Origin of the sequence: Microcoleus sp. BR0-C5, assembly GCF_036705045.1 — a bacterium.
Taxonomy (GTDB): Bacteria; Cyanobacteriota; Cyanobacteriia; order Cyanobacteriales; family Microcoleaceae; genus Microcoleus.
Genome location: NZ_JAUBTR010000026.1, coordinates 39,613 through 66,322, shown reverse-complemented (window position 1 = coordinate 66,322; position 26,710 = coordinate 39,613). Strand labels below are relative to the sequence as shown.

The 26,710-nt window shown below is 43.9% G+C and carries 11 protein-coding genes and 1 pseudogene; 3 read left to right on the top strand and 9 right to left on the bottom strand.

The features are described from left to right. Nucleotides 1–224: 224 nt before the first annotated feature. Nucleotides 225–1,220: pseudogene (locus QUB08_RS14730) on the bottom strand (acyltransferase family protein). Between the two features lie 639 nt (nucleotides 1,221–1,859). Here QUB08_RS14730 and QUB08_RS14725 point away from each other — a divergent pair. Next, on the top strand, nucleotides 1,860–3,107 hold the full coding sequence (locus QUB08_RS14725) for an ISL3 family transposase (RefSeq protein WP_333225399.1): 1,248 nt from the start codon (nucleotides 1,860–1,862) through the stop codon (nucleotides 3,105–3,107). A gap of 89 nt (nucleotides 3,108–3,196) precedes the next feature. Here QUB08_RS14725 and QUB08_RS14720 read toward each other — a convergent pair whose 3' ends face one another. Continuing rightward, complete coding sequence (locus tag QUB08_RS14720) at nucleotides 3,197–5,398, bottom strand: transglycosylase SLT domain-containing protein (protein ID WP_333225398.1); 2,202 nt, start codon at nucleotides 5,396–5,398, stop codon at nucleotides 3,197–3,199. A 338-nt stretch (nucleotides 5,399–5,736) separates the two neighbouring features. Between QUB08_RS14720 and QUB08_RS14715 the strand changes: the two genes are divergently transcribed. Beyond that, nucleotides 5,737–7,215, top strand: a complete 1,479-nt coding sequence (locus tag QUB08_RS14715; RefSeq protein WP_333225397.1) for a leucyl aminopeptidase — start codon at nucleotides 5,737–5,739, stop codon at nucleotides 7,213–7,215. Nucleotides 7,216–7,627: 412 nt separating this feature from the next. Beyond that, nucleotides 7,628–9,847 carry a PAS domain S-box protein gene (locus tag QUB08_RS14710; RefSeq protein WP_333225396.1) on the top strand — a complete coding sequence of 740 codons (2,220 nt, stop codon included), beginning with the start codon at nucleotides 7,628–7,630 and terminating at the stop codon, nucleotides 9,845–9,847. Nucleotides 9,848–10,082: 235 nt separating this feature from the next. Here the strand turns inward: QUB08_RS14710 and QUB08_RS14705 are convergent, their stop codons facing one another. From QUB08_RS14705 to QUB08_RS14675, 7 genes are all read right to left on the bottom strand, one after another. After that, nucleotides 10,083–15,458 (bottom strand): AAA family ATPase, encoded by a 5,376-nt coding sequence (locus tag QUB08_RS14705; protein WP_333225395.1) that lies wholly within the window; start codon nucleotides 15,456–15,458, stop codon nucleotides 10,083–10,085. Nucleotides 15,459–15,620: 162 nt separating this feature from the next. Further along, nucleotides 15,621–20,996 carry an AAA family ATPase gene (locus QUB08_RS14700; RefSeq protein WP_333225394.1) on the bottom strand — a complete coding sequence of 1,792 codons (5,376 nt, stop codon included), beginning with the start codon at nucleotides 20,994–20,996 and terminating at the stop codon, nucleotides 15,621–15,623. 497 nt (nucleotides 20,997–21,493) lie between these two features. Continuing rightward, on the bottom strand, nucleotides 21,494–22,507 hold the full coding sequence (cydB, locus tag QUB08_RS14695; protein ID WP_333225393.1) for a cytochrome d ubiquinol oxidase subunit II: 1,014 nt from the start codon (nucleotides 22,505–22,507) through the stop codon (nucleotides 21,494–21,496). A gap of 8 nt (nucleotides 22,508–22,515) precedes the next feature. Then, nucleotides 22,516–23,958, bottom strand: a complete 1,443-nt coding sequence (locus tag QUB08_RS14690) for a cytochrome ubiquinol oxidase subunit I (protein WP_333225392.1) — start codon at nucleotides 23,956–23,958, stop codon at nucleotides 22,516–22,518. Nucleotides 23,959–24,233: 275 nt separating this feature from the next. Further along, nucleotides 24,234–24,707: a hypothetical protein gene (locus tag QUB08_RS14685; RefSeq protein ID WP_333225391.1), complete on the bottom strand. Its 474-nt coding sequence runs from the start codon at nucleotides 24,705–24,707 to the stop codon at nucleotides 24,234–24,236. After that, nucleotides 24,682–25,887: an urease accessory protein UreH domain-containing protein gene (locus tag QUB08_RS14680; RefSeq protein WP_333225390.1), complete on the bottom strand. Its 1,206-nt coding sequence runs from the start codon at nucleotides 25,885–25,887 to the stop codon at nucleotides 24,682–24,684. The genes QUB08_RS14685 and QUB08_RS14680 overlap by 26 nt, the downstream gene beginning before the upstream one ends. 110 nt (nucleotides 25,888–25,997) lie before the next feature. Further along, nucleotides 25,998–26,600 carry a hypothetical protein gene (locus QUB08_RS14675; RefSeq protein ID WP_333225389.1) on the bottom strand — a complete coding sequence of 201 codons (603 nt, stop codon included), beginning with the start codon at nucleotides 26,598–26,600 and terminating at the stop codon, nucleotides 25,998–26,000. Nucleotides 26,601–26,710 lie beyond the last annotated feature (110 nt).

The following is a 26,710-nucleotide window of genomic DNA, read 5'->3' as shown; positions in this document are numbered from 1 at the left end:
AGCCCACAATCAATAAATACACAAAATAAATTTGATGGTGGAACAGGCATCTTGCCTGTTCCTGATGCCATTGTCATCTTTTTAGGGCAGGCTAGAAGCCCAACCCCTACTCCCCACAAAATCAATACACAAAATAAATTTGGTTCTTCCTTACTTGGTATGCTAAACTAACAATTAAAGTGCCAAGTAAGGAAGAACCTGTAGTTAAAAGCATTTATATACCATCAGATTAATTTTTTTTGCGCTAGAGTTTGAATCCAAGTAAGTGCGACAGCCGTTACAGTAACAACTAAGAACGTTAGCAAAAAATAAGCATTTGGGAATATCTTCGCCCAATAATGCAAAGCAAGTATATGCCACAAATAAATCCACATCGAATTAGCGCTGACAAATACAATGGAATCTACTACAGTTTTCTCTTTAAACAATATTAAAATTTTATCAACAAAGTTGTACAAAAATGTTGAAATCCCTAAAGCGTAGGACAAATAATAAAGTCTTGGTGGATATTTAAATTCTTGCGTAGAAATAAAATTTCCTAAAGTAATAAAACTATTGAAAGAAAAAGCAACAAAGATTCCTAAGCAAAGAATAGCTATCATCAATCGTTCACGTTTATTTAGTGTGTGAAGTGCCATGCCCAGTCCAGCCAAACATCCGTAAACGATTGCGTACATAAGATAATCGTTAATCACTACGGATAACCAAGGAATGGCTATCAAATATTTTGTGAGGGTAAGAAGACTTAATTCGTACAGCAGGTATATTCCTGCAAGGATACCGAGAAAGTGAGTATTGTTAGGAAGTCGTTTGTGGAGTTGGTAAATAGCTGGTGAGACAGCAGCTACTAAAATGAACACTTTAATTATCCACACGTATCCAATACCATCAAGCAATAAGAAACTTCTAACGACTTGTCGTACTGTGAACGGAAAATGTTGCCCAGCAAAATGATATATGCCCTAAGCAGAAACAAAGAAGAATGTGAGAAAAATCCACACTGGTGGGACTAATCGCAAAACTCGCTTTTTTAGATAAGTTCCATAAGACAACGGTTTCCTTGTAAAAGAATGATAAAACAACGTACCCGAAATGATTACCATTAGCGGTACATCAAAGTTTCTTAGCTGGAATATTAACTGAGGAGGATTGCAGTGAGCAAGGATTATGCAAAAAACTCCTAGTGCCTTCAACAAATCAAGCCGGATGTCTCTATTCACTTTCTTGTCCCGTATTAAACTCCAGTATAATACCAAGTTGGCTAGCTTAGTATTGTTACTTTTTTGTTACAATTTGCTGAGCCATTGAAATCCCGTAGCGCCTTTGACTATTTGTGGGTTGTTCATCAACCAATTGCATCGTTTAACTAAAATATTCTCTAACTCGTCTAGATCGTTAAGTGGTTTAAATGTTTTTTATATCGGGGTTATCTATCAATAGTCCGGACAGTTTTCAGTCACTAGCTGCCTAGTGCGGGTTTCAGCCTTCTCAGTTAGGTCAAGTGCTAGCGGTAGAATGAGGGTTTCAGCCTCTGTCTCAAAGACTGTCCGGAGTATTGATCTATACACCAGTCAACAAATTTTTTGGCTCTTCAGTAGTTAATATGCTAAATCAACAGCTAAGCCCGGAAAGAAAGACAAATGAGGCTAGCAAAGTAGTTGGTAGAGTCATTACCGGGGTTGACAGAGGGAGCTCATTTATTATTAACTATAAGCAAAAGCTATAGCAATCCGATCTGAGTCTCACAACACAACGCCCTCTTGTCTTCCTAGACTTCTTGTATAGCAAGACTTTCAGATTTTACAGATCTAGAAAATCACTTAGGATTGCTATAGAGGGGTTAGGTGAATTGAACAGCCATGAGAACAAAAAAGGAGATAAAGTTTTTAACAAAGCTGTTGAATATAGAGGGAATAAAAGTAATCTCACATCGTCAGCATGAAGGGATTGGAATAATTTTGCAGGTGGAAGGAATCGGTAAGGAAAGTAACTGCCCACGTTGTGGAAAAAAAAGTCATAGATTACATCAAAATCATCGATACCTAGTCAAAGATTTACCTTGGGGAGAAAACTTCGTATTTTTAGAAATCAACAGACGACAGTTTAAATGTGAAAAATGTGTCAAGCCATTTAGTGAAGAGTTGGAGTTTGTCAGAAAAAGAAGAACCTATACGAAACGGCTAGGAAGAGCAATAATCCAAGAAGTGTTAGAGAACGATATCCACAGCGTAGCGAAAAAAGGGGTGGTGACAACAGAAGAAATAGAAAGGATGTTAAAAGACGCATCGAAAGAATACTTGAAAGCCAAGCCTAGCGAGGTGAAGAGATTAGGGATAGATGAAATAGCTGTAATTAAAGGAAAAGGAAATTACTGTGCAGTATTAATAGATTTAGAGAAGTCTAAGTTAATTGGGATAATGGATAGAAGGAAACAAGAAGAAATTAGGGAAGTGCTGCTCGGATGGGGTAAAGAGATATTAGAGCAAATAGAAGAAGTAAGTATAGATTTGTGGAAAGGTTACAGAAATCTAGTGAGAGACTTGATGCCAAATGCTCAGGTGGTCGCCGACAGATTTCATGTAATGGCACAAATAAATAAGGAATTAGATGCCCAAAGGAAGCGAGAGAAGAGACAGGTAGAAGATTTAATTAAAAAAGCAGAATCGTCAGAAGAGAAAGCAGACCAGGAGAAAATTTTAGAAGGATTGAAGAAAAGTAAATACGTGTTATTGAAGAACGAATCAGATCTAAATGAAGAGCAAAAAGCTAAACTCCTGCAAGTTAAAGATGTATCTTCTACTCTCAAAAGTATGCAGGAATTAAAAGAAAAAATTAGAAGGATTTTCGAGCAGTCTAATAATTGGTTTGTCGGTTTGTTGAAACTGGGAAGATGGTTGTTAGAAGCTAAAAAATATTTTCCCGATAGTCAGAACACTATTATTGGTTGGCTAGATGAGATTATTGCTTACTTCGATTATAAGACTACGAGTGGTGTTGTCGAAGGAATCAACAATAAACTCAAGTTGATTAAACGTTCTGCTTACGGGTTTAGAAACTTTGAAAACTTTCGAGTTAGATGTTTGCTTACTTGGCAGTTTGACTGTTAATTTAGCATACTAGCTACTGAAGAGCCATAAATTTGTTTGTGGAACGGGCCGGAGAGCCCGTTCCTGAAAGCTTGCTTAAACCAAATTGACTAAGGCTTTGCTTTTTTCTGAGCAGCCGCATAATGCTCACTCATTAACTGATTAACTTCTGGATTGTAAATCCGCAGATAATTCCAGTAATTCTCAAACACCGATTTCACGTATCCTTTCGTTTCAGGAAACGGAATCTTTTCCGCAAAAGCATCGGGGTCACTAAAACTAAACCTCTTCAACCAATCTGCAACTGCATTTGGCCCGGCATTATAACTCGCCACAGCTAACATCGAGTTATTCTTGTACTCGTCGTGAGTGTGATCCAAATACCACGTACCGAGTTTAACGTTGTCGTCCACATTCTCCAATGAATACTTTTTGAGGCTGATTTGTCCAGCAACCCAAGCTGCTGTTTCCGGCATTACTTGCATTAAGCCGGTAGCGCCAACTGATGATTTGATGGCGGGCATAAACCGCGATTCTTGCCGAATCAATGCTGTTACTAATACTGAATTTAGTTTGCGTTCTTGCGACCATTTGACAATGGTTTCTAAGTAAGGAAAAGGATAAAGTGCTTGCCAATAAATCGGTTGCTGTCTGAGTTCGAGGTATTGGGTTCTATCATCTGGTTTATCGCGCTGCCGCAAACTACCAACCATCCACAAACCGTCTAAATTGTCTCCGACTGCAACTCGCATTAAACCGTCGGTAAACTGTTCCGCAATACTTGGTTCTACGCGGTCGATAAATTCTATTTGCCACAGCGTCCAAGCATCTCTATCTTGACCTAATTGATAGAGCTCTTTCAACGCAGGAGAACCCGCAGTTGGTTCGGGGCGCTGAGGCGGCCGCACTACATTGGGAGACAAATCTCGAACTGTGGTAAAGTCGCCGACGGGCCAGCCGAGAAGTACGGCCGATCGCCACGCAAAATATGATTCTGGATAGCGTAAAATAGTGTAGTCAAACGCAGTCTTGGCGTCTTGTTGGCGGCCGAGTTGCTGTGCCCATTTCCCGACCCAAAATGCTGCTTCTGGAGCTTGTTCGCTGTCGGGATTGTGGGTGGTTAATTCTCTCGCCCACTGCCAAGCTGATTTTAAATCTCCGCCTTTGGCAAACTGCTGGGCGATTGTCCACCGCAATTCCCCTGCTTTATCAGAATTATTGTATTTTGTCAAGAGCAACTTCCGCGTATCTGAGGCGGATTGACCGCTGCGTGCTTTGTCGAGAAGTTGGGATTTATCTAACAAAGCTTCGGGGGCATAATTGGGAAATTTGCTAATCACTCGATCGAGCAAAACGATCGCTTCTTTCGGTTCGCTCAGCCGCGACAGCCGAATTAAACCCAAACCAGTATCTTCGGCATCGGGAAACTCGCGCACTAATTCTTGATAGGCAATTCTCGATTCCGGGATTTTTCCGTCGAGCCACAAACCGCGAGCTTTGCGGTAAAGATTTTTGGCGTTGCGAGGAGCTTTCCCGTAAGCAATAGCTCCTTTACCATAATCTTGTTTTTCCCAATAGCCAAAGGCAATTTCTTCCCAATCTTCCGGTTTCAAACCGGCGCTGTTTCGCTGCACCAGTTGTTCCAAAATTGTCCCGTAATCTTTGACATAATGACCGTGTTTTGCTACGAGCAGCATCAACTTCGGCTGATTGGGATTTTCTTTTAACTTGCGGAGGGCAATTTCTACGCTGCGGGGATGAGCGGGAAATTCAGTAATTGCCTGTTGCCAATATTCCGGTTTTGACTTGCCTAAAACATATAAAGCTTCCGCTGCTACCGGGTCGCTCGGATAGTTTTTGAGCAGTTCCTCCCAAGCTTTTTGAGTTTTGCCTTTGTCGCCACTTAATTGGTAAGCTTGCGCCCTTTTTAGGGCAATGTGAGCAGCTAAAACCGGATATTCTTGCTCTAATTTGTCCAATAACTTTAATGCTTTGGCCGCATTTCCTTGCTGGATTAAATCGCTGGCCAGCAGGTAGCGGGCGCGGCTTTGAGGGGAGATTTCCTGCTGCGGGTTCGTACTTGCAGACTGACTGGTTGCCAGTTCCACTAATTTCGCCGATCGCTCGCTCGGTGACAGCGACACCAGCATCTTGACTTGCGATTCGGAATTCGCTACATTCAGGGGCTGCTGAGCCTTCTGGACCGAGCCAAAACCCATCCATTTCATCGCAGCAACCAAAGAGCCGATCGCAATAACGCAAACTGAAACGCTGATTAAAACAGAAAATCGGGCCCGGCGTCGTTTTAGCATGGGAAAATTTAAGAGAATAAGATATAGAGAACCGATCGTTTGTCAAGAGCCATCACAGGCAGGATGAGTGTTCCACGCCATCACAGGCAGGATGCCTGTTCAACGAGAAATAAATGTTAATAGTGGGGCAAAAACGGACAGCCGACCCCCAAACAGATGATTGAGATTGGTGGAAGATCCGATCGCAGGCGGACTTGGCTGATATAGTAGCAGAATTTATTTTGATGTGGAGCCGAAAATTTGTGCGATCGATCTATTTCCCCGCACCAATAAAAAAGCCCAAACCACCCACTACAAAGTACAATCAAAAATCTAAAATCTAAAGTGTAAATCAAAACATGGAATTTCTAGTCACCGATACGCCCCGCTCTGTTTGGACAGGAGACGCCCTGGCAATTGGTCTATTTGAGGACGGCTTGGAACTCACGGGCGAGCTGGCACAATTAGATGAAAAGCTTGCAGGCACTTTGAAAGAGCTGCTACTGGAAGTAGATTTTAAGGGCAAAGTGGGCACGAGCGCCATCACCCGTGTCGGCGGCAACAATCCCATTCGCAAAATTGCGATCGTAGGTTTGGGCAAAACAGAGGACTTAAAATTAGACACCGTGCGGCAAGCTGCGGGGGTTTGCGCCAAGTTAGCCAAAAAAGAGAAATGCAAAACCCTCGGAATTAGCTTTCCGGTGTGGAAAAACGCGCCGGATTCTACAGCAAGCGCCATCGCCGAAGGTGTAGAACTCTCCCTGAATCAAGACAACCGTTTCAAATCGGAACAGGAAGACAAAAGCCCGCAACTCGAACAAATTCATTTGCTCGGGTTTGCCGATACCGAAAGTGCGATCGTCCGCGCCCGCCAAATCACTGCCGGAGTCATTTTAGCACGGGAATTAGTCGCAGCACCAGCTAATTTTGTTACCCCGATTACAATGGCAGAAACTGCTCAAAGTCTAGCTGCCGAATGCGGTTTAGAATTAGAAATATTGGAGCGGGAAGACTGTGAAAAACTTGGAATGGGAGCCTTTCTCGGCGTTGCCCTAGCATCTGATTTACCGCCAAAATTCATCCATTTAACTTACAAACCCGAAGGCACACCGCGCCGCAAAATAGCAATTGTGGGCAAAGGATTGACCTTTGATTCTGGCGGTTTGAACATCAAAGGTGCGGGCAGCGGCATTGAAATGATGAAAATAGATATGGGCGGCGCTGCGGCTACTTTGGGAGCGGCAAAGGCGATCGGACACATCAAACCAGATGTGGAAGTTCACTTTATCAGCGCCGTCACTGAAAACATGATCAGCGGCCGCGCCATGCGCCCTGGAGACATCCTTACAGCTTCCAACGGCAAAACAATTGAAGTCAACAATACCGACGCTGAAGGCCGTTTAACCCTGGCTGATGCTTTGGTATTTGCTGATAAATTGGGAGTTGACGCAATTGTCGATTTAGCAACTCTAACCGGGGCCTGCGTAATTGCTTTAGGCGACGATATCGCGGGTTTGTGGAGTCCTCAAGATAGCGTCGCCGCCGAAATAGTCGCCGCCTCAGAATTGGCAGGCGAAAAATTTTGGCGAATGCCGATGGAAGAAAAATATTTTGAGGGATTGAAAGCATTGCACGCCGACATGAAAAACACAGGCCCACGTCCCGGCGGTTCGATTACGGCGGCGCTATTTTTAAAGCAGTTTGTAAAGGATACTGCATGGGCGCATTTAGATATTGCCGGCCCGGTTTGGACAGACAAAGAAAATGGCTACAATGGCCCTGGGGCTACCGGTTTTGGAGTTCGGACTTTGGTGCATTGGGTGCTGGGCGGCGCTTAATTGTGGATTTCCAGTGCAAAAATTGAGATTTTCTCTGCCTTAAAAGTCTGCTAGTCAATCTGTGAGCCAGGGGTTAAAAACCCCTGGCTCACTGCTTAAGTCATCTAAAAGAAAATTTAATAGCGATCATTAACAATTTAAATGTTTCTGAAGCAATAAGTACGCAAACCTATCTATTCCGTCACAGGGAGCAACGTAAGCGTTGCTAGCCGTGACGCTCACCATTGCTCATACTTGGGCAAAGCTTCGTTCCCAGGGCCCAACCTCCACATTTTTGACATTTCCTGAAAAAATAGCTGTTTCATAAAAAATGAAAAAAGTATATAATTATGTAAATATTTCACTAGCCGAAATCAAATAATTAGATTTGATCTGATTTGCATTGGTACAGATAATTTTTTTCTTGAACTTTATGCAAGAACAATTAACAATTTTTTTTTCCACACTTGCTGTATCTTCTACACTCGCCTGCAACGTGGTGCCGGAGTTGCGATTGTACGCTGTTTTTGACTCGCTGACGGCACTGGCTTATTGCTCGATCGCCCTATCTTTAGTTTATTTTACCCGCCAAGGTTCTCACCGCAAGATTTTCCGGGTGTTTGCCGTTGTTTTTTTTGCCTGGGGCGCTGCTAAATTGACGGAAGTTTGGACGCTTTGGCATTCCATATATTGGCTGTCGGTAACTCTCAAAGCTGCAAGTGCTTTGATTTCTTGGCTTTTAGCCGCAACCGCCCTCGCCCTCATGCCGAAAGCACTTGCCGAGTCTGGTTTCAATCAAAAAGAAAAATTTCAACAACAGTCGTTAAAACAGGTAGAAGAAAATCAGCACCAGCATGATATCCAGAAAGGAGAATTGGCAAAACAAGCGCTCAATTTTTACCCTTCAGATACTATTGTCGATCGTGCTTTAGCTCTCAATTCGCTTAATGAACAGTTAGAAAAAGAAATTGCCGATCGCCACCGGGTTGAGGAAAAGTTGCAACTGACTCAATTTGCGATCGACCGATCAGCAGATGCGATATTATGGATCGGGCCCGATGGTAAATTTTTGTACGTCAACGACGCTGCTTGCACTTCATTGGGATATTCTGCTGCAGAATTGCTCTCGATGACCGTGCACGACATCAATCCAGATTTTCCCCAAACTGCTTGGAGTTTGCACTGGAAAGTCTTAAAACGCTGCGGTTCGGTTAATATTGAAGTTCACCACCTCACTAAGTACGGTCGCATTTTTCCGGTAGAAATTACGATCAACCATTTAGAATTTAACGGCAAAGAATATCAGTGCGCGTTTGCTCGCGACATTAGCGAACGCAAGCGGATTGAGGCAGCTTTGCGAGAAAGAGAAGAAGAATTTAGGTCATTAGTTTCTAGCATTCCCGGTGCGGTTTACCGGTGCAGTGCTGCGGGGCGATCGAGCGTAACTTTTATCAGCAGTGGCATAGAAGCTATTTCCGGCTATCCTGCCGCTAACTTTATGCAAAAACCGGTGCAGGCTTTTCCGAGTATAGTTCATCCCGATGACGTTGAGCAGATCGAGACAATTATCGATCGGGCTATTAAGACAAAACAACCTTACATCATCGAATATCGCCTAATTCACTGCGACGGAAATGTGCGGTGGGTTGCAGAGAAAGGTCAAGCCATTTTCAACGCAGACGGTGAACTTTTATCTCTCAACGGTGCCATTTTTGACATAACAGAGCGCAAAGCAGCGGAGGATGCTTTGCGGCTCTCCGAGGCGATCGCCAACAACAGAGCCCAGCAGCTAGAAATCGCTCTCAAAGAACTTCGAGAAACTCAAGCTCACCTAATTCATACCGAAAAAATGTCAAGTCTCGGTCAAATGGTAGCTGGAGTAGCTCACGAAATTAATAACCCTGTCAGTTTTATCTACGGCAATATTTCCTACGCCAGCCAATATATCCGAGACTTGTTGCAGCTTGTGGAACTTTACCAAAAACACTATCCTCAGCCCGTGGTAGAAGTTCAAGAATGTATTAACAATATCGATTTAGAATTTCTGAGAGAAGATTTACTAAAAATATTATCTTCGATGAAAATGGGAGCCGATCGCATTCGCGAAATAGTTCTGAGCTTGCGAAATTTCTCGCGTTTAGACGACTCGGTAAAAAAGCCTACCAACCTTCACGAAGGCATAGACAATACGCTCCTAATTTTACACAACAAACTGCGCGCCAGAGGCGACTATCCCGAAATTAAAGTAATCAAAGATTATGGTAAAATCCCTTTAATTGAATGTTATGCAGGTCAGCTAAATCAGGTATTTATGAACCTGCTTAGCAATAGTATTGACGCCTTGGAAGATGCTTGCAACCAAAAAAGGCGAGCGGCAGCCGGCGGCGATTGGGAACCAACTATTAGCATTCGCACAGAAGCCCTGAACCAAAATAGTATTTGCATCCGCATTTCCGATAATGCGATCGGCATGACAGAAGACGTGCGGAGCCGATTATTTGACCCGTTTTTCACGACAAAACCGATGGGAAAAGGCACTGGTTTGGGGTTAGCCATCAGTTACCGAATTGTCGCGGAAAAACACGCCGGAGCCTTGAGCTGCCGTTCCACCGTAGGAGAAGGTACGGAATTTGCGATCGAGATTCCTTTATGAATTAGTGCGACGGAAGTATCAAAAACTTGGCAGAAGTTATCGCTCACTATAAATTGTAAAGTGTGGTGTAAAAAACTTTTAAGTTTCAAGAAAAATCCCCAAATTGGCTATAATATCAAATCCGGTAGCATCGGAATTATTCATCTCTGTATTCTCTCCCTCTGCGTTCTCTGCGCCCTCTGCGGTTAAATCATTCCGATGCAACCGGAAACGATATAAATTACCAAGGTAATGCTCAACATGGCAGTGAAATTATAAATTCTGTACCTCTACCTAAAGTTGAGTTGACTTCTAGCATACCAGAGTGTTTCTCAACTACAATCTGCCGTGCGATCGCCAAACCCAACCCTGTGCCTTTACCGACACATTTAGTTGTAAATAAGTGATCAAAAATATTCGCTTTTATCTCATCTGATATCCCTGGCCCGTTGTCAGAAATGCGAATCGTTACCCACTCCTTAGACTTTATTTCTGTCCGAATCGTGATGCAATGAGCTGGGGCTTTAATCTTCTCTAAACTCGGTTCCCGATTAGATTCTTCCAGTGCATCAATGGCATTGGCTAATATATTCATAAACACCTGATTTAATTGTCCGGGGAAGCAATCCACTGAGGGCAAGTTCCCGTACTCTTTCACAACTTCAATCGCTGGACGCTGTTCGTTCGCTTTCAATCTGTGTTTTAGAATCAAAATCGTACTGTTAATTCCGTCATGAATATTGAAAGGAACTTTGTAATCTTTGTCGGATCGGGAGAAGGTACGAAGACTGGTGCTGATACCTTGGATGCGATCGCACCCTATTTGCATTGAATTCAACATTTTTGGTAAATCTTCTAAGAGATATTCGATATCGCTCTCTTCAGCTTTTTCTTCAATCTCCTCACCGGGACTGGGAAATTTTTCTTGATAGAGTTGCAAGTATTCTGTAATATCTTTGACTGCAGCGATCGCTTCATGAATATTCCCAGAAATAAATCCGACTGGATTATTAATTTCATGGGCAACCCCGGCCACTAAGTTCCCCAACGCCGACATTTTTTCGCTCTGCACTAATTGCAGTTGTGATTGTTCCACCTGGTGGGCATAGTCCTGCGCTTGCTGATACAATCGCGCATTTTCTAAGGAAATGGCAGCCTGAGTGCAGAGGAAGTTGAGGACGAGGAGACGATCGCGAGTAAACACTCCTTTTGTCGAGCTATGTTCGAGATAAAGTATCGCAACTAAGTTCCCGCGATCGAGAATCGGAGTACATAGCATACTCTGAGAGTGATACTGAAGCGTACAGTCATTCATTAAACCCGGAATATCTGTCTTGCCACCTTCAATCACCACAGTTTCCAGGGTGTGTTTGACATAATAAACCAGCTTGAGCGGAATCACCGCCGAGCCATCTATAGGTTGGGTTTGCAGTAAGGTTGTGGGTAACTCGTTATCTGGATTTATGTGAGTTATTGCCCGGATTTGCCATTCATCCTGATGGGGGAGTAGCAAAGCACAAGTTTCTGCGCCCGAAGTTTTTAAAATAATTTGGTTGAGGCTTCCGAACAATTCATCAAGCTGAATTTTACTGGATAAAGCTTGAGCAGATTGCACAATAGATGCGAAATCAAGGGCATCGGAAATACTGGTGCTGCTGGTGCTGGAAGTGTGTGAAGAGTGGCTAATCGTTGCTAGCGTTTCTAGAGGATTAAAGCGAAGTTGGGGCTGATTCAGGATGGGATGAAGTAACTGCGGATACCTTTTTTCTAAGTCTTCAACCTTGGCGAGTGCACCCCAACGGGCATAACAGTAATATGCTTCCTGCATATAGCTGGCGGCCACTTTTTCTTTACCCCATTCCCAGTAGAATTTGGCCGCGAGTTCGTTGGCCAACCCTTCCTCTTGGATATAACCGTTTTCCTTGGCTCCTTGAATTGCTAAATCATAAAATTCTAGAGCTTCTGTTTTGCAATTGAGGAGTTGATACTTTTGGGCTTCAACTAAATGATATTTGTGCAAGTAATTCATGGGGCCATAATCTGCCCAATCTTTTAGCTTGGCTTGATTTTCTTCCATTCGCTGCCATCGCGGCTCTGACTCCGACATTGATTCACCAGGAGTCGCCAGCACGTTCAGAGAATCATAGAAATAGAAGATCGGTTCCACAATACTTCCCATCCCTCCAGCCAAATACTGTCGCGTTTGAGCGGCATCATGTTCTGCTTTAGCAAAGTCTTCCAACCAGTAATCCAAGGTGAATCGATACAAGTAGAAGAAGGAGAGTCGGTAAAAATCGACTTTGGCCTCATCCAAGACTTTTTCTTCGTATGAATCCTGGCGTAAGGGAATTTCTTCCTCTGACTCACCCAAGAGAATTTGAGCCGCCTGCCAGTATGCCAACACACAGTTTGCTGCCGTCAATTGGTTGAGGTCGCACAACTGTTGATAATAGGCGCGAATTTGCGGTTCGAGTTCAGCCAGCGGTTGACCGTACCAATAAGCATTGAAACAGTACAACTGGGCGTCATAGCCCATAAATTCTAGATTGCCTGTTTCTAATCCAGCTTGATAGCCATCGAGAAGAATGGGCAGCGTTTCTTGCAGATGGATCGTCCAAGAACCCACATATGCCCCCATTAACATGGCGGTGGCGGCTCGAATGTTTTTAGCATCGGGTTCCAAGGCGAGTTGGTATCCTAATTGCCCAAACTGAGGCACCATCGTCATGTCGCCCCACAGCATCCTCAGTTGGAAGGCGTAACCCACGTAGCAAAAAGCGGAAACCGGACTATTGCCGAATTGGATGGACAACTTAACCTGCAGTGCCACCACCAGGAAATAAAGCTTGGTGCCGGACATATAACAGACGGGTGTTAGGCGAGCGGCATTTTGCATAATGGCTAATTGCTGAGGATCGCTCATTTTCGGCAGATCAAAGAATGATTCAATAGAGCGACCTTCAATTAAGGTATCAATTTCTTGCTTCAACTGCCGAATATCGTCTAGGGTTGGTTCATTTGGTAGGTTGACGCCTAACATTTGGAAGACGGATTGACCGATCGCGATCGCCTCAACAAATTTATTGTGGGCAACCAATGCCTGAATTTTGACTTGGTAAACTTGCACCTGTTCTAAAGGTGTTTTCGCATGATGAATCACCGCTTCAATCCACTGGTGCATCTGCTCAAAATCGCCAGCCAAGAAAGCCACCTCGGCAGCCAAGTCGTACAAAGATAGGGTCATTTCGTACTGCCGTTGCCAAGCGTCTGTTCCCAGCAGTTTCAGGCCCACTGTGGCATATTCGCGGGCGGCTTGATAGGCAGTGGCGGCTCTGGCTTTGTGGCAAGCAGTGAGGTTGAGTTGGGCGAGTTCCTCCCTTTCGGGTTGTAGAACAACCAGTATGGTTCCGTAGTTCAACTGATTGACTAATTCAAAAATGCGTTCTTCTCTGGCTTCTGCTGAAATTTGTTGCAGCAGCAGTTGCCCGATTTGATAATGAGCGATCGCGCGTTCTTCTTCGGGAATCAAAGAATAAGCAGCTTGTTGGACGCGATCGTGCAAGAAACGATAGGCAACGGTTTGAGTAGTCGTTTCAGAAATCGCCTGTTGAGCGCCTACATAAAATTTATAAACTTCACTTTGGGGAATAATCAGCTCTTCCTGTAAAGCTTTCCACAATGCGGTTGCGGTTTCCGTCTCCGAACTCTCTGAAACAATTGCCAATGTTGCCAGATCGAACTGGTTGCCAATGCAAGCTGCTAATTTTAAAACAGACTGAGTTGTGGCTGGCATTTTTTGCAACTGCTGCGCCATAAATAGCACCACATCATCAGTTAGAGCTGCCTCTCTCACTTTGCTAATATCGCACTGCCAATGTCCCGATTTGTTCTCAAAAGTAATCAATCCATCCTGATGCAATGCTTTGAGAAACTGCGTCGCAAAAAATGGGTTTCCTTGAGTTTTTTGATACACTAATTCTGTCAGCGTTTGTGCTAAATCAGGGTCACAAACTAGCGTATCCGCTACCAATTGATTTAAACTGATTTGGCCAAGCGGTGCTAATGTAATAGTGTTGATTGTGGTTCCTGCCTTCCTCACTTCATCGAGGGTCAACATCAGGGGATGGCCTGGTGATACTTCATTATCCCGATAGGCTCCCAGCAGCAACAGATAACCCAATTGCGACTCATTGACGAGCAATTGCATTAACTTCAGCGATGCCGAATCCGCCCATTGTAGGTCATCCAAAAATATCACCAAGGGATGCTCTTTTTTGGTGAAGACTGCAATGAATTTGTGGAAGAGCAAATTAAAGAGATTTTGAGCAGCAATTCCCGATAATTCCGGGGCTGGGGGTTGGGGTCCAATAATCCGTTCTAGTTCGGGAATGACTTCAATAATGACTTGTCCGCTGTCACCGAGCGCTTCGAGAATTTGAGTTTTCCATTCTTGGATTTTGGCATCACTTTCACTGAGTAATTGTGCCATAAAATCGCGAAAGGCCTGGACAAATGCCGAGAAGGGAATGTTGCGGTTAAACTGGTCGAATTTGCCTTTGATGAAATAGCCGCGCTGTCGGACAATTGGTTTATGCACCTCGTTGACTACAGCCGTTTTTCCAATCCCGGAGAACCCCGCGACTAGCATTAATTCTGATGTGCCATTTGCCACGCGATCGAAGGCATTCAACAGGATTTGTACTTCTGTTTCTCGACCATAAAGCTTTTCAGGAATCAGGAAGCGATCGCATACATCCCGCGTTCCTAACTCAAAAGTTTCAATCTTTCCAGTTTCTTGGCACTGCTGCAAACACCTTTCTAAGTCATGTTTCAATCCCAAGGCACTTTGATAGCGTTTTTCGGCATTCTTTGCCATTAGCTTCATCACCAGATCCGAAACCACCTGCGGGATTTCTTTGCTGTTTATTGAAGGAGGTTGTTTGGCAATATGGCAGTGAACCAACTCCATGGGGTCGTCACATTCAAATGGCAGTTTTCCTGTCAGCAGTTCGTAAAATGTGGCTCCCAGAGAATAAAAGTCGGTGCGGTAGTCGATGCCTCGGTTCATTCGTCCGGTTTGTTCGGGTGAAATATAGGCGAGGGTTCCTTCTAAAACGTTGGGATTTTGAATTTCTTGAGTTTCTCTCGGCAGTAGGGAGGCGATGCTAAAGTCAATCAGTTGGACTTGTTTAGTTTCGGGATGAATCAGAACGTTAGCTGGCTTAATATCTTTGTGAATGACTCGGTTTCGGTACAGTCCGTCAAGAATGTCAGTTATTTGAATAGCAATTGCCAATATTTCTGCTAGAGTCAGCTTGCGTTCTTGGGCGTAGTCTCGCAGAGAAATACCGCCAAAATCCTCCATTACTAGGGCATAGCTGTGGCGATAGGATTCCAAATTGTAGGGTTCAACGACTCCCGGCAGACGTAGGTTTTTGGCGATGGTGTACTGGTTGCGGAATTGCAGCAGTTCGCTGAAGCTGGGATAGTCTCGATTTAATAGTTTAATGACAACCGGAAGCTGATCTGTTTCTCGGATGGCTCGATAAACTAGGGTTCTCGAACCACAGTATAATTGCTCAACCAGATGATATCCCGAAATTCGGTTTGTCAAATCCACTACTGCATTCATCTGGATTACTCCATTTCAGACATTGACTCTTGTAACTAAGTATACACTTTTATTCGTCAAGTCTGAGAAAAATAGAACTGCGAAATCTCCCGGCGACAGACTCTACCGCTTTTATTTTTTTTTCACTTTTGAAGAGAAAGATTGCCATCTATCAAGATATTATTATCCTTTCATTGGCAATAAAATTGTAAACTCCGTCCCTTCTCTCAATACAGAATTTACCTCTATTGTACCGCCGTGTTTCTCAACCACAATCTGCCGTGCGATCGCCAATCCCAACCCCGTTCCTTTGCCTACTTCCTTGGTAGTAAATAACTCATCGAAAATCTTCTCTCGCACTGCTTCACCCATGCCCAAACCGTTATCTTTAATGCGAATTATTGCTTGTTTATTTTCCACAATGTCGGTTTTAATTGTAATTTGATTGGCTATTTCTGCATAATGCCGTCCTTGATTTGATTCCTCCAAAGCATCGATCGCATTACCTAACAAATTCATAAATACTTGATTCAACTGTCCGGCATAACACTCCACTTGTGGCAAATTCCCATATTCCCTAATCACTTTGATTTCTGGACGAGTATCGTTAGCCTTGAGCCGATGTTTCAGGATCATAATGGTGCTATCGATGCCATCGTGGATATTGCAAGCTATGGGATAGTTAGTATCGGCACGGGAGAATGTCCGTAGACTGGTACTAATATCCCGAATCCGCTTCACGCCTTCCCGCATCGAATCTACTAATTTCGGTAAATCTTCCCGGATGTATTCCAGATCGATGTTCTCGATTTCTTCTTGAATCTCTGGATCGAGTTGCGGATATTTTTGTTCATACAAATCGAGCAATCCAAACAAATCTTTGATATAATCTAAAGCGGGTTGAATATTACCAACCAAAAAACCAACTGGATTATTAATTTCGTGAGCAACCCCAGCCACTAAGTTTCCCAAGGCTGACATTTTTTCGCTTTGAACTATTTTTATTTGTGCTTGTTTTAGATCGGTAAATGCTTGTTGAGATTCTTGATACAAACGGGCATTTTCTAAGGAAATAGCAGCTTGAGAAGCCAGCAAATTTAGCACTTCAATGCGATCGCTCGTAAATGCGCCAACCGTCAGGTTATTTTCTAGATATAAAATCCCAATCAACTGCCCTTGATTAAGAATTGGAATACAAAGAACACTGATCGGCTGGTGCTGTTCAATATAGCGATCGCTCGCAACCTGGGAACTTACCCTAGCATCAACTATTACCACAGGTTTCAAACTACGCTTGACAGTGTTAACCAAACTAATTGCTACATCCTTACTTGATTCTAGAGGTATTGATGGTAATAGCTCAGGTTCCTGTCCCTCTGCTACAAGAGCCGCTACCTGTAAATACTGTTTTTGTTTGAGCAATAAGACACACTTAGTAGCGCCAGCATTCGCGATCGCTATTTTTAAAAGAGTAGTCAGGAGTTTATCTAGTTCAATTTCCCCAGAAATGGCTTGAGAGGCTTGGATCAGAGTAGGCAAATCTAGAAATTCAGAGTTGCTGCTAGAAGATTGAGTAGAAGTAATCGTTCCCCGGGCGATCGTTTCCTTAAACGAAGTAAAGGATTGAGCTTGCTGAAGGATAATACCGAGTAGGCGAGGATAACGTTTTTCCAAATCGTCTATTTTGGCTTTAGCTCCCCATCGGGCATAACAATAATACGCTTCAATCATGTAGGCTTGAGCTACTTTTTCTTTGCCCCATTCCAAGTAGAATTTCGCTGCTAGTTCGTTGGCGATGGCTTCTTCGTTGATGAATTGATTTTCTTTAGCGAGGGATAGGGCGCGATCGTACATTTCCAGTGCATCTGCCTTGTAACCCAAAACCCGCTGCCGTTCTGCTTCAACTAAATACCACTTATGCAGATGATTCATGGGAGCATTTTGCGCCCACTGGTGCAGACTCGTTTGATGGGTTTCCACAGAGGCCAGAATATCAGCTTGCTCGGTTTCTGGCTGTGTGGAAAACACTGCCAGGTACGTCAGGGCTGCATAGAAATGGAAAGCCGGAACATGAACCAATCCCGATAATGCCATCAAATACGGCTTGACTTGGCAAATATGGTTTAAGGCAGCCGGATAATTGCCGCCTAAGTAGGCAAGCAGCAGTTTGTAAATGTAGACAAGAGCGATCGCACTGAGTTCATTATCCTGATAGTGCTTAGGAAGCATCACGGTTTCATCGTAGGCACTTCCCATTAAGCAATCCGGTTGACTAACGGCTTCTGTCAAGTTCAGTACCGTCTGCCGCTTCATATCCAAATAAGCCAGAGGAGTATATTGTTTTGCCTGAGCCAAGGCCGCGCTATAACCTGCTATTTCAGGCTCCCAAGTGTCCAGTTCTACCCCACTGAAAAAGTTGGCGTAGAAATAATCCAATATACTGAAGCCTGCGCTAAGAAAATCGCCAGTTTCCATGCCAGCGGTATATCCAGCTTTCAACATGGGTATCGTTGCCCTCACGGCTTCTTGGTGATGCTGAACAAAGCTTCCAAATAGATTTGCAATTACGGATTTGAATTCCTGTACATTGAACTTGTCAAACAATGAGATCGCCAATTTGCCAAAACCATAGCCCGTTTTTGCATCTGAGAAAAAGGCACACAGCACCATGCCATGAATTACATACCCTACCGTCGATGCGGATGTATTCCCAAAGGAGAGCGATAAACTCACCATAGCGGAGCTAAGTAGGGGCAGCAAACCAGGCATTCCAATAAAAATGGGTGAAAACAACATTGCCATCACTTCCATTGCTGCCTTAGCCTTGGCATCGGTCATTACTGACAAATTAGCTAATTCTTCAATCCGTCTGTCTTGGAGTTTGGCAGCCAGGCCTTGTAGTGCTTTGCCGATCGAGGCTTCGTCAGGTTCAGTGGGGAGTTCAACCCCTAATTGCCCTAGCGCATTTCTGCCCACGGCGATCGCTTCTAATATTTTGCCCTGAGCTGTCTGTGCAATGATTGAAATTTGGTAAATTTTAACTTTGTCTAAAATCGACTGAGCTTTTTGCAATACCAATTCTGCCATTTGTTCCATGCTGTCAAAGTCAGCATTCAAATAAGCGGCTTCGGTAGCAGCAACATAGAGATTCAGGGTCAATTCATACTGAGTTTGCCAGCAGTTAGCTGTCAGTAACTCTATCCCGGTTTGCACATAGACTCTTGTCGCAGCATAAGCTGTAGAACTTCTGGCTTTCTGTGCCGCTTTTAAGTTTAGTTGAGCTAATGCTTCTCGTTCGCTCGGTTGGGTAATTAACTCTTCTCCTTGGTTCAAATGCCTGACAATATCAAATAGTTTTTCCTCTTGCTCTATTTCTGATAAATTTTGCTGGAGTAACTGTCCGATTTTGAGATGAGTTGCTTTTTTCTGGGAATCGGGAATTAGCGAATATGCGGCTTGCTGGACGCGATCGTGTAAAAATCGATAAGTTGGATTAGCTGAAGCCTGGAAAACTTCATCACAATCCGATTGGGTAAAGAACTTATAGATTTTGGTCGTGGGAATCACCAAACCTTCCTGCAATGCTTTCCATAAAGCCGTAGCCGTCCTTCCAGCAGATTTCTCACTGACAATTACTAAGGTCTTCAAATCAAACTGCGAGCCAATACAAGCAGCTAATTTGAGATGATCCTGAGTTTCTGGCGGCAACTTCTGCAATTGCAATGCCATGAATTCAACCACATCATCAGTGATAGCTAAGGCTTTGACTTGGGCAATATCACACTGCCAATGCCGAATATCCCAATTAAAGCTAATTAGCTGATCGTCATGTAATGCCTTGATAAACTGAGTGGCAAAGAAAGGATTTCCCTGAGTTTTTTGATAGACTAATTTTGTTAAAGGTTTGGCAAGGGATGATTCGCAATTCAGCGTATCCGCCACCAACAAATTCATATCTGCTTCGCTTAACGGTTGCAAAGTAATCGTATTAACTGTTGCCCCTGTTTTAACTATGTCATCCACTGTCAAAATAAATGGATGCACTGGCGAAACTTCATTATTTCGATAGGCGCCCAATACTAATAAATATCCTGTCTCCATCATCAATAATTGTAGCAAATTCAGGGATGCTGAATCCGCCCATTGCAAGTCATCCAAAAACATCACTAAAGGATGTTCTTTGCTCGTGAAAACTTGCACAAATTTCTGCATGACCAGATTAAAGCGATTTTGGGCGGCACTTCCTGACAATTCTGTTGCAGGAAGTTGAGCGCCAATTATACGTTCTAACTCAGGAATCACGTCAATCAAGACTTGTCCGTTGTCTCCCACTGCTGCTAAAATCTTGGTTTTCCATGTTTGCACTTGGGTATCCGATTCTGATAGCAATTGACCCATTAAGTCGCGGAAGGCTTGCACAAAGGCACTGAAGGGGATGTTGCGTTGAAATTGATCGTATTTGCCTTTGATAAAATAACCGCGCTGACGGACAATTGGTTTATGAACTTCATTGACAACGGCGGTTTTCCCAATTCCCGAAAAACCTGCTACTAGCATCATTTCTGTTGCTCCCAGGCTGACTCGCTCAAAGGCCGCTAATAGTTGATCGACTTCTTTTTCTCTACCGTAGAGCTTTTCGGGGATAGTAAAGCGATCGCTAATATCTCGCTTTCCGAGCTCAAAATCTTCTATCTTGGCTGTTTTTTGTAACTGAAATAAACAATTTTCTAAATCGTGCTTGAGTCCTAATGCACTTTGATAGCGTTTTTCGGCATTTTTCGCCATCAGCTTACTGACAATTTTCGATAAAATTCGGGGAACTTCGGGATTTATTTGATGGATCGGTATCGACTGTTTGGCGAGGTGACAATGCACCAATTTCATCGGATCATCCGAGATAAATGGCAAATTTCCTGTCAACAATTCATAAAAAGTCACACCCAGGGAATAAAAGTCACTACGATAGTCAATGCCTCGATTCATCCGTCCTGTTTGTTCGGGGGAGAGATAGGCTAATGTTCCTTCTAAGATATTAGGGTTCTGGATTTCTTGGGTTTCTCGTGGTAGGAGGGATGCAATACTAAAGTCAATTAGTTGAATTTCTTGGGTATCGGGATTAATGAGAATATTAGCGGGTTTAATATCTTTGTGAATGACTCGGTTTTGGTAGAGATAGTGAATAATCTCTGTTAGTTGTATGGCGAGTTGGAGAAATTCTGCTAAAGGTAAAGCTGGAGATGGTTGGGTTTGATTTGTTGCTGTTTGGAGATAAGTAGATAGGGAGACTCCACCAAAGTCCTCCATTACTAGGGCATAGCTATTCTGGTATACTTCCAGCGTCAGGGGTTTGACGATGTGAGGAAAGTCGAGATTTTTGGCAATGGTATATTGGTTGCGAAACTGGACGAGCTCGTTGAAGGTGGGGTATTCGTTTCGCAGCAGTTTGATGACGACTGGGTATTGATCGCGGGTACGGATGCCTCGATAGACTAGGGTACGTGTACCTGCATAAAGTTGCTCTGTAATCTGATAACCTGACAAATTTGCGATCGCATCCATAACTTGTTGACCCTATATTATACAACAGTTAAATTAAAACATTCCATTCCATTCCATTGTATTTTATTATTGGACAAAGATAGCGATCGCAAACTCTGCACCCTAGCTAGGGACAGAATTAACTGTAATTTTTTCCCAATGTGTATCAACTATTATTTGACCGAAAGCAATTTGCTGCGGGGCCCTGGATTCATCCGTGTACCTGTGAAAAAATCTCCGCATCCCGATCGCAAGTCCCGGACTCATCCGTGTGAGCAATCTCAAATATCAAATCTCAAATTTCAAATCGCATGACGTGCGATCGCTAATCCTAAATTAGTTCCTTTGCCTACTCCGCACTATTTACGCTATTTTATGTATAGTATGGTTGCGTAAGTTGTAATGGTATCAGAAAAAAATAACTTGTAATTTTTAACCGGAAATATACGCAGATAAACCAGGATATAAACTTGATACTATCTGCGTACATTAGCCTGCACCGGCGGTTTTATTATGCTTTATTCCCCGTAGTGGCCGCCGACAACCTTACCCCGAAACACAACATAATTGTAGATGTTGTAAAAAATCATAATCGGGAGCAGAACGCCCATAAACACAATCATAAATACCAGGGCGCTGGGCGAAGCTGCGGCTTGGTAAATCGTGATTTGCGAGGGAATAATGTAGGGAAAAACAATTAACCCCAAGCCGATGAAAGTAAGCAAAAAAATCAGAATTGTCCAGATAAACGGCGTTCGTTCTTCCTTGCTTGCGAGACTTTTCAGCAGCAGTCCCACCAACAGCACTCCCAACAAAGGAATCGTGGCAAAGACATAAACTAGCGGTTTCTCGAACAACCTGGATCTAGCACTTTCGTAAAAAATCGGAGTGGCGATCGTAATTAAAATTGCTCCGATTAAAGTCGTCACCGCCGCAATTTTAGCCGTGCGATAGTGATTTGTTTGCAGTTCGCCCTCCGTTTTCATAATTAGATAGGTTGAACCGATCAAAACATAGCCTTGAATCAGCGTCAAAGCAACCAAGATCGATCGCCAATCCAGCCAGTCCCAAGTAGTACCCACAAAGTGACCGGCTTCATCAACCGCAATGCCTTCGAGCACAGCACCCAAGGCAAATCCTTGAGCTAAAGCTGCTAAAAAACTGCCAGCACCAAAGGCATAATTCCAGAATAATTTGCGATTAGAATGCTCGCGAAATTCAAAGGCTACAGCGCGAAATATCAAACCAAAAAGCATCATACAAATCGGTATGTACAAAGCAGTTAAAATCGTACCGTAAGCGAGGGGAAATGCGCCAAATAAAGCGCCTCCCATCAACACCAGCCACGTTTCGTTAGCATCCCAAACGTTGCCCAAACTCGTCATTAAAATGCCCCTGCGTTCCTCGTCGTCAGCAGTCAAAGACAGGATGCCTACTCCTAAGTCAAAACCGTCTAGCATGACATATAGCAGGAGAAACAAAGCCAAAACTACAAACCAAACTTGTGGGAGAAAATGCTCCAAAGCTTGCATACAATCTCCTATTGTTGTGCTTCTACGGGACGTTGATCGGGAATGTGTTCTGCGGGTTGACTTTCGATTGCAGGTTCATTGTCTAAACCTGGCACAGGCAGACTTAAATTAGGGCCTTTGCGGATAATTCGGCTGCCAAAATACAAGGCACAAACAAACAAAAAGCTGTAAATAACGGCAAAGAAAGTGAGAGAAGTTAAAACATTGCTGGCGGGGATGTTTGACACCGCGTCAGCAGTGCGAATTTGCCCGTATAAAGCCCAAGGTTGTCGGCCGACACAGCGCACAATCCAACCCGATTCTACAGCAATATATCCCAGGGGAGCAGCTAATACCCAAGCCCGCATCAGCCAAGGTTGACTGCTAATATTTTCAGCAGCAAGTTTGCCTCGCAGCCACTGAATTATACTGAACAGCATCAGTCCTAAAAAGAAGAAGCCAATGCCGGACATGATGCGGAAACAATAGTAGATTAAACCTACCATTCGCGGTCTATCTTCTGGCTTCCATTCTTTTAAACCGAGTACGGGTTCGGAGAGTTTTTGTTTGAATTCCAGAACGTATCCTAAGCCATTGGGTACGCTAATTTCCCAGTCATTTTTTTGGGCTTTTTCATTAGGCAAAGCTAGCAAAGTCCAATCGGCTGACTCTCCCGCTGGTGAAGTTTCCCACTTAGCTTCGATTGCTGCTAATTTAGTGGGTTGATAGTGATAGACTTGTTCGGCGCTCAAATGTCCGATGTATATCTGCAAAGGTGCAACGGCGATGGCTGTCGCTATGGCAATTTTTAAAGACTTGGAAAAAAAGGCTTGGTTGCGCTTATTGAGAATGTACCAAGCGCTAATTCCCCCAATGACAAACAGCGAAGTTTCTAACGTCGCAAAAAACATATGGAGAATGCTGTTTAATGCGAACGGGTTCATAATTGCTTGAAAGTAATCGCTGACAATAAACTTGCCATTGACCATTTCTCCGCCGGCAGGAGTTTGCAGCCAAGAGTTAGCGACTAAAATCCATACTGTGGATAGGTTAGCGCCGAAGGCTACCATGATTGTAGCGAAATAATGGACGATCGGGTTAACGCGCTCCCAACCAAACAGCATAATGCCTAAAAAGCCGGCTTCTAGCATAAATGCCATTGAAGCTTCAAAGCCTAAAATGCTGCCAAAAAAGTCACCTACTGCTTCGGAAAATGGTGCCCAATTCGTGCCAAACTGAAATTCCATCGGAATTCCTGAAGCTACTCCAATACCGAAGTTGAGGACGTAGAGTTTAGACCAAAAACGAGCGTGATGGTAGTAGTCGGGATTGCGAGTTTTCAGCCACATTCCTTCAACAATTACCAGATAAATTCCCATTCCCGTAGTCAGAACTGGCCACAGCATATGGAATATGGCGGTTAGCGCAAATTGCATCCGTGATAGCGCCACGGTGTTAGATAAGATATCCATCGTTATTTCCTTTGCTCAGTTCAAAAGAGGTTAGCTTGCACAAATTCCATAATGGACACTGGTTATAATGTAGTGTAAAAATTTGTGACATTTTGTAGAGTGGGGAATTTTTAAGGTTTTATACAGATTTCGGTTGTATTTTCTTGTATGTTAAAATAGGTAGATTATGATTTGCCGTTGGGTGGGGGCGGGTTTATGAGATTGTGGGTTTTAGGCATTTATTGGCAGGTTTACCCGCCCCTACAAGATTTATGTTCGGTGAGGGAAAGATTATCTTAGCGAACCGTGACTGTATAAGTCAGTTTAAAGGGTTTAAAATTAGCTTTATTTTTGGCTGTTCCGCTCAATTCAAGTTCATAAATCCCAGCCTTGGGAAACACGATATCAGCTCCCGGAATCCCTTGATATTTCTCGGCAGATATGGCGGTTAAAGGCGGCTGCATCAGCGGCTTATCCCCATGTTTACGATTTTTAGGATAAACCGCTAATTTGCAATTACACTGCTCTAGCGGGATAATTTGACCGCCCCTGCGAGTGAGCGCAAACCACACTCTCGCGGGCTGTCCGGCGCGGGGATTGTGGTTGGGTTCCAGGTGAAAGGTAGCGGCTACATCTCCGGAGACTTCGACTTCGTGCGCCCAAACAGAAATTGAGTTTAACTGCGGCGCACTCGGAATTACAGCTTCAATTAGCAAGCCCAAAAAAACTAACAATCCTAAATTTTTACTTTTGTTTGACAGGCGAAACATAGAACTTCTCCAGTGATAAAATTGACCAAAATAAACGCGATCGCACAAACATAACTAACACCACAACCACCGCTAACACCGCTGTCAGCAGTTGATTGTGCAACTTCCATTCAAAACCGCCGAGATAGTGGGAACCGATGAGTGCCGCGTGTACAGCGCACAGCAAGAAAGCTGGAACGCTTAACAGGTGAAGCATTCGCCACAGTTGGCCTAAATAATTTTGAATACGATCGACACTTGTAACCGCCGCCGGTAGCATCAACAGCAGCGACAGCATCCCAGCCGCCATTCCCAACTGATGCTGCGGTAACATGAAGGACACAGCATCAAAATTCCATTGCAGCGTATGATCGAGCATATGAAACGTGTGGGCGACTGCTAGGACAAACGCGCCCACACCCAAGGCGCGGCGGTAGCGCAGCAGTTGCGGCAAAAACTTGCTCACCGGACGCGCCAACAGTGCTAGCATCAAGCACAGCAGCGCTGCGTGGCCAGTAAAATCAACCATTTCATCGGTTCGCAGCAAGGTAAGAATCCCGATCGCCACTGTCACCCAACCACCCATCCGAAACAGTTGACTCCGCCTGTTTGCGCTCAATCTGCCAGCAAAAAAACCCACTCCCAGCATAGTTGGCAGTGTGCCCAGTCCAAAAGCCAGCATCGTCGCCGCACCCAAAACCGGGTTTCCGGTTTCCGCCGCCTTAATCTGCGCCGCGTAGAGGAAACCGCAGGGAATCAAACCCCAAAGCAAACCCAAAGCAACCGGCACCCACCAGTTTTTTTGCGCCGAAAGCTTGCTCATTGCTTGTCCGACTCGATCGTGCGACATTGGGTGCAGCAGTGGCAATCCCGGCAGCAAACCCGGTTTAATTTGCACTACTCCGAACCAAATCAGCATCGTGCCCGTCAGAAGTGCGATCGCCCGCCGCAATTCGCTACCCGTACCTGCCAAAAGTCCGCCAGCAATTAACACCGAACCCAGCCCGCCAATTGCAGCACCAACCAAAGCGTAAGCAGCAATTCTTCCCAAATTTAGCAGCAAATGAAAGCGGAAAGCAGCTAATTTATCGTTGCGGCAATTAGAAAGAGAAAACGCCATTGTCAGCGGGCCGCACATCCCCGCGCAGTGACCGAAACTGCCGAGAAATCCCAAAGTGCTAATTAGCAGCAGGTCTAACATTTTGAGTCATGCGATTGTAGATTTTAGATTTTAGATTTTAGATTTGTTTTTACTGCTTACCTATTACCCAATGCCCAATGCCCCATGCCCCATCCCTCCGATCCGCCCAATTACTCATTTTGAATGGCGATCGCTAAAATTCCCAAAATTTTATCAACCTGATTCAAAAAATACTCCAATAAATCTATTTGAACTGATTGCCCTTCCAGCATTAAAAACTTCCAAATTTCTCCCGTTGTCACAACCCCATAAATCCTCGATACCTGATTTCCCTCCCGTTCGTTAAAAAGTTGAGCTGCATACATTTCCGCTACGCACTGACCCAACCCAGCATTAATATTTTCCTTTTTAGCCTCAACGATTAAAATCGCCGGCGCGCTAATAATCAGGAACTCTACCGATCGACCGATCAGAAAATGGCAACTGCCGTTTAATCCTAAGTCGCTGTCAACCGTAAAATCGACTCCCGAAAACAAACTAATGCGATCGGGAAACTGTTTGGTAAGTTCCAGTAAAATCGGCGTAATAATCATTTCTGAGCGTGATTTTTCCGTATTACTCGCCAGAGCAAAAGGAACATTATAAGCTAAAGTTTCTGTTAAATGATTGCTGCATTCTAAAGCAGGTACAGCCGAAAATAAATCTTGCCTCGGCGAAATCGTTAAATTCAAAGCTTTTTTGACGCTTGCCAAACTAAAATCGCTGTAAGCCATAGATTTTACCCTTAATTTTTTACTTTCTTAGGACTTACGCAACTGACACATATATAGCCTTTCTCAGATAGATGAGGTACGACTGGGCATAGGGCATAGGGCATAGGGCA

Bases quoted from the DNA above. Each gene is read 5' to 3' on its own strand.
- QUB08_RS14725 (WP_333225399.1), top strand. From the start codon at position 1,860: ATGAGAACAAAAAAGGAGATAAAGTTTTTAACAAAGCTGTTGAATATA.
- QUB08_RS14720 (WP_333225398.1), bottom strand. From the start codon at position 5,398: ATGCTAAAACGACGCCGGGCCCGATTTTCTGTTTTAATCAGCGTTTCA.
- QUB08_RS14715 (WP_333225397.1), top strand. From the start codon at position 5,737: ATGGAATTTCTAGTCACCGATACGCCCCGCTCTGTTTGGACAGGAGAC.
- QUB08_RS14710 (WP_333225396.1), top strand. From the start codon at position 7,628: ATGCAAGAACAATTAACAATTTTTTTTTCCACACTTGCTGTATCTTCT.
- QUB08_RS14705 (WP_333225395.1), bottom strand. From the start codon at position 15,458: ATGAATGCAGTAGTGGATTTGACAAACCGAATTTCGGGATATCATCTG.
- QUB08_RS14700 (WP_333225394.1), bottom strand. From the start codon at position 20,996: ATGGATGCGATCGCAAATTTGTCAGGTTATCAGATTACAGAGCAACTT.
- cydB (WP_333225393.1), bottom strand. From the start codon at position 22,507: ATGCAAGCTTTGGAGCATTTTCTCCCACAAGTTTGGTTTGTAGTTTTG.
- QUB08_RS14690 (WP_333225392.1), bottom strand. From the start codon at position 23,958: ATGGATATCTTATCTAACACCGTGGCGCTATCACGGATGCAATTTGCG.
- QUB08_RS14685 (WP_333225391.1), bottom strand. From the start codon at position 24,707: ATGTTTCGCCTGTCAAACAAAAGTAAAAATTTAGGATTGTTAGTTTTT.
- QUB08_RS14680 (WP_333225390.1), bottom strand. From the start codon at position 25,887: ATGTTAGACCTGCTGCTAATTAGCACTTTGGGATTTCTCGGCAGTTTC.
- QUB08_RS14675 (WP_333225389.1), bottom strand. From the start codon at position 26,600: ATGGCTTACAGCGATTTTAGTTTGGCAAGCGTCAAAAAAGCTTTGAAT.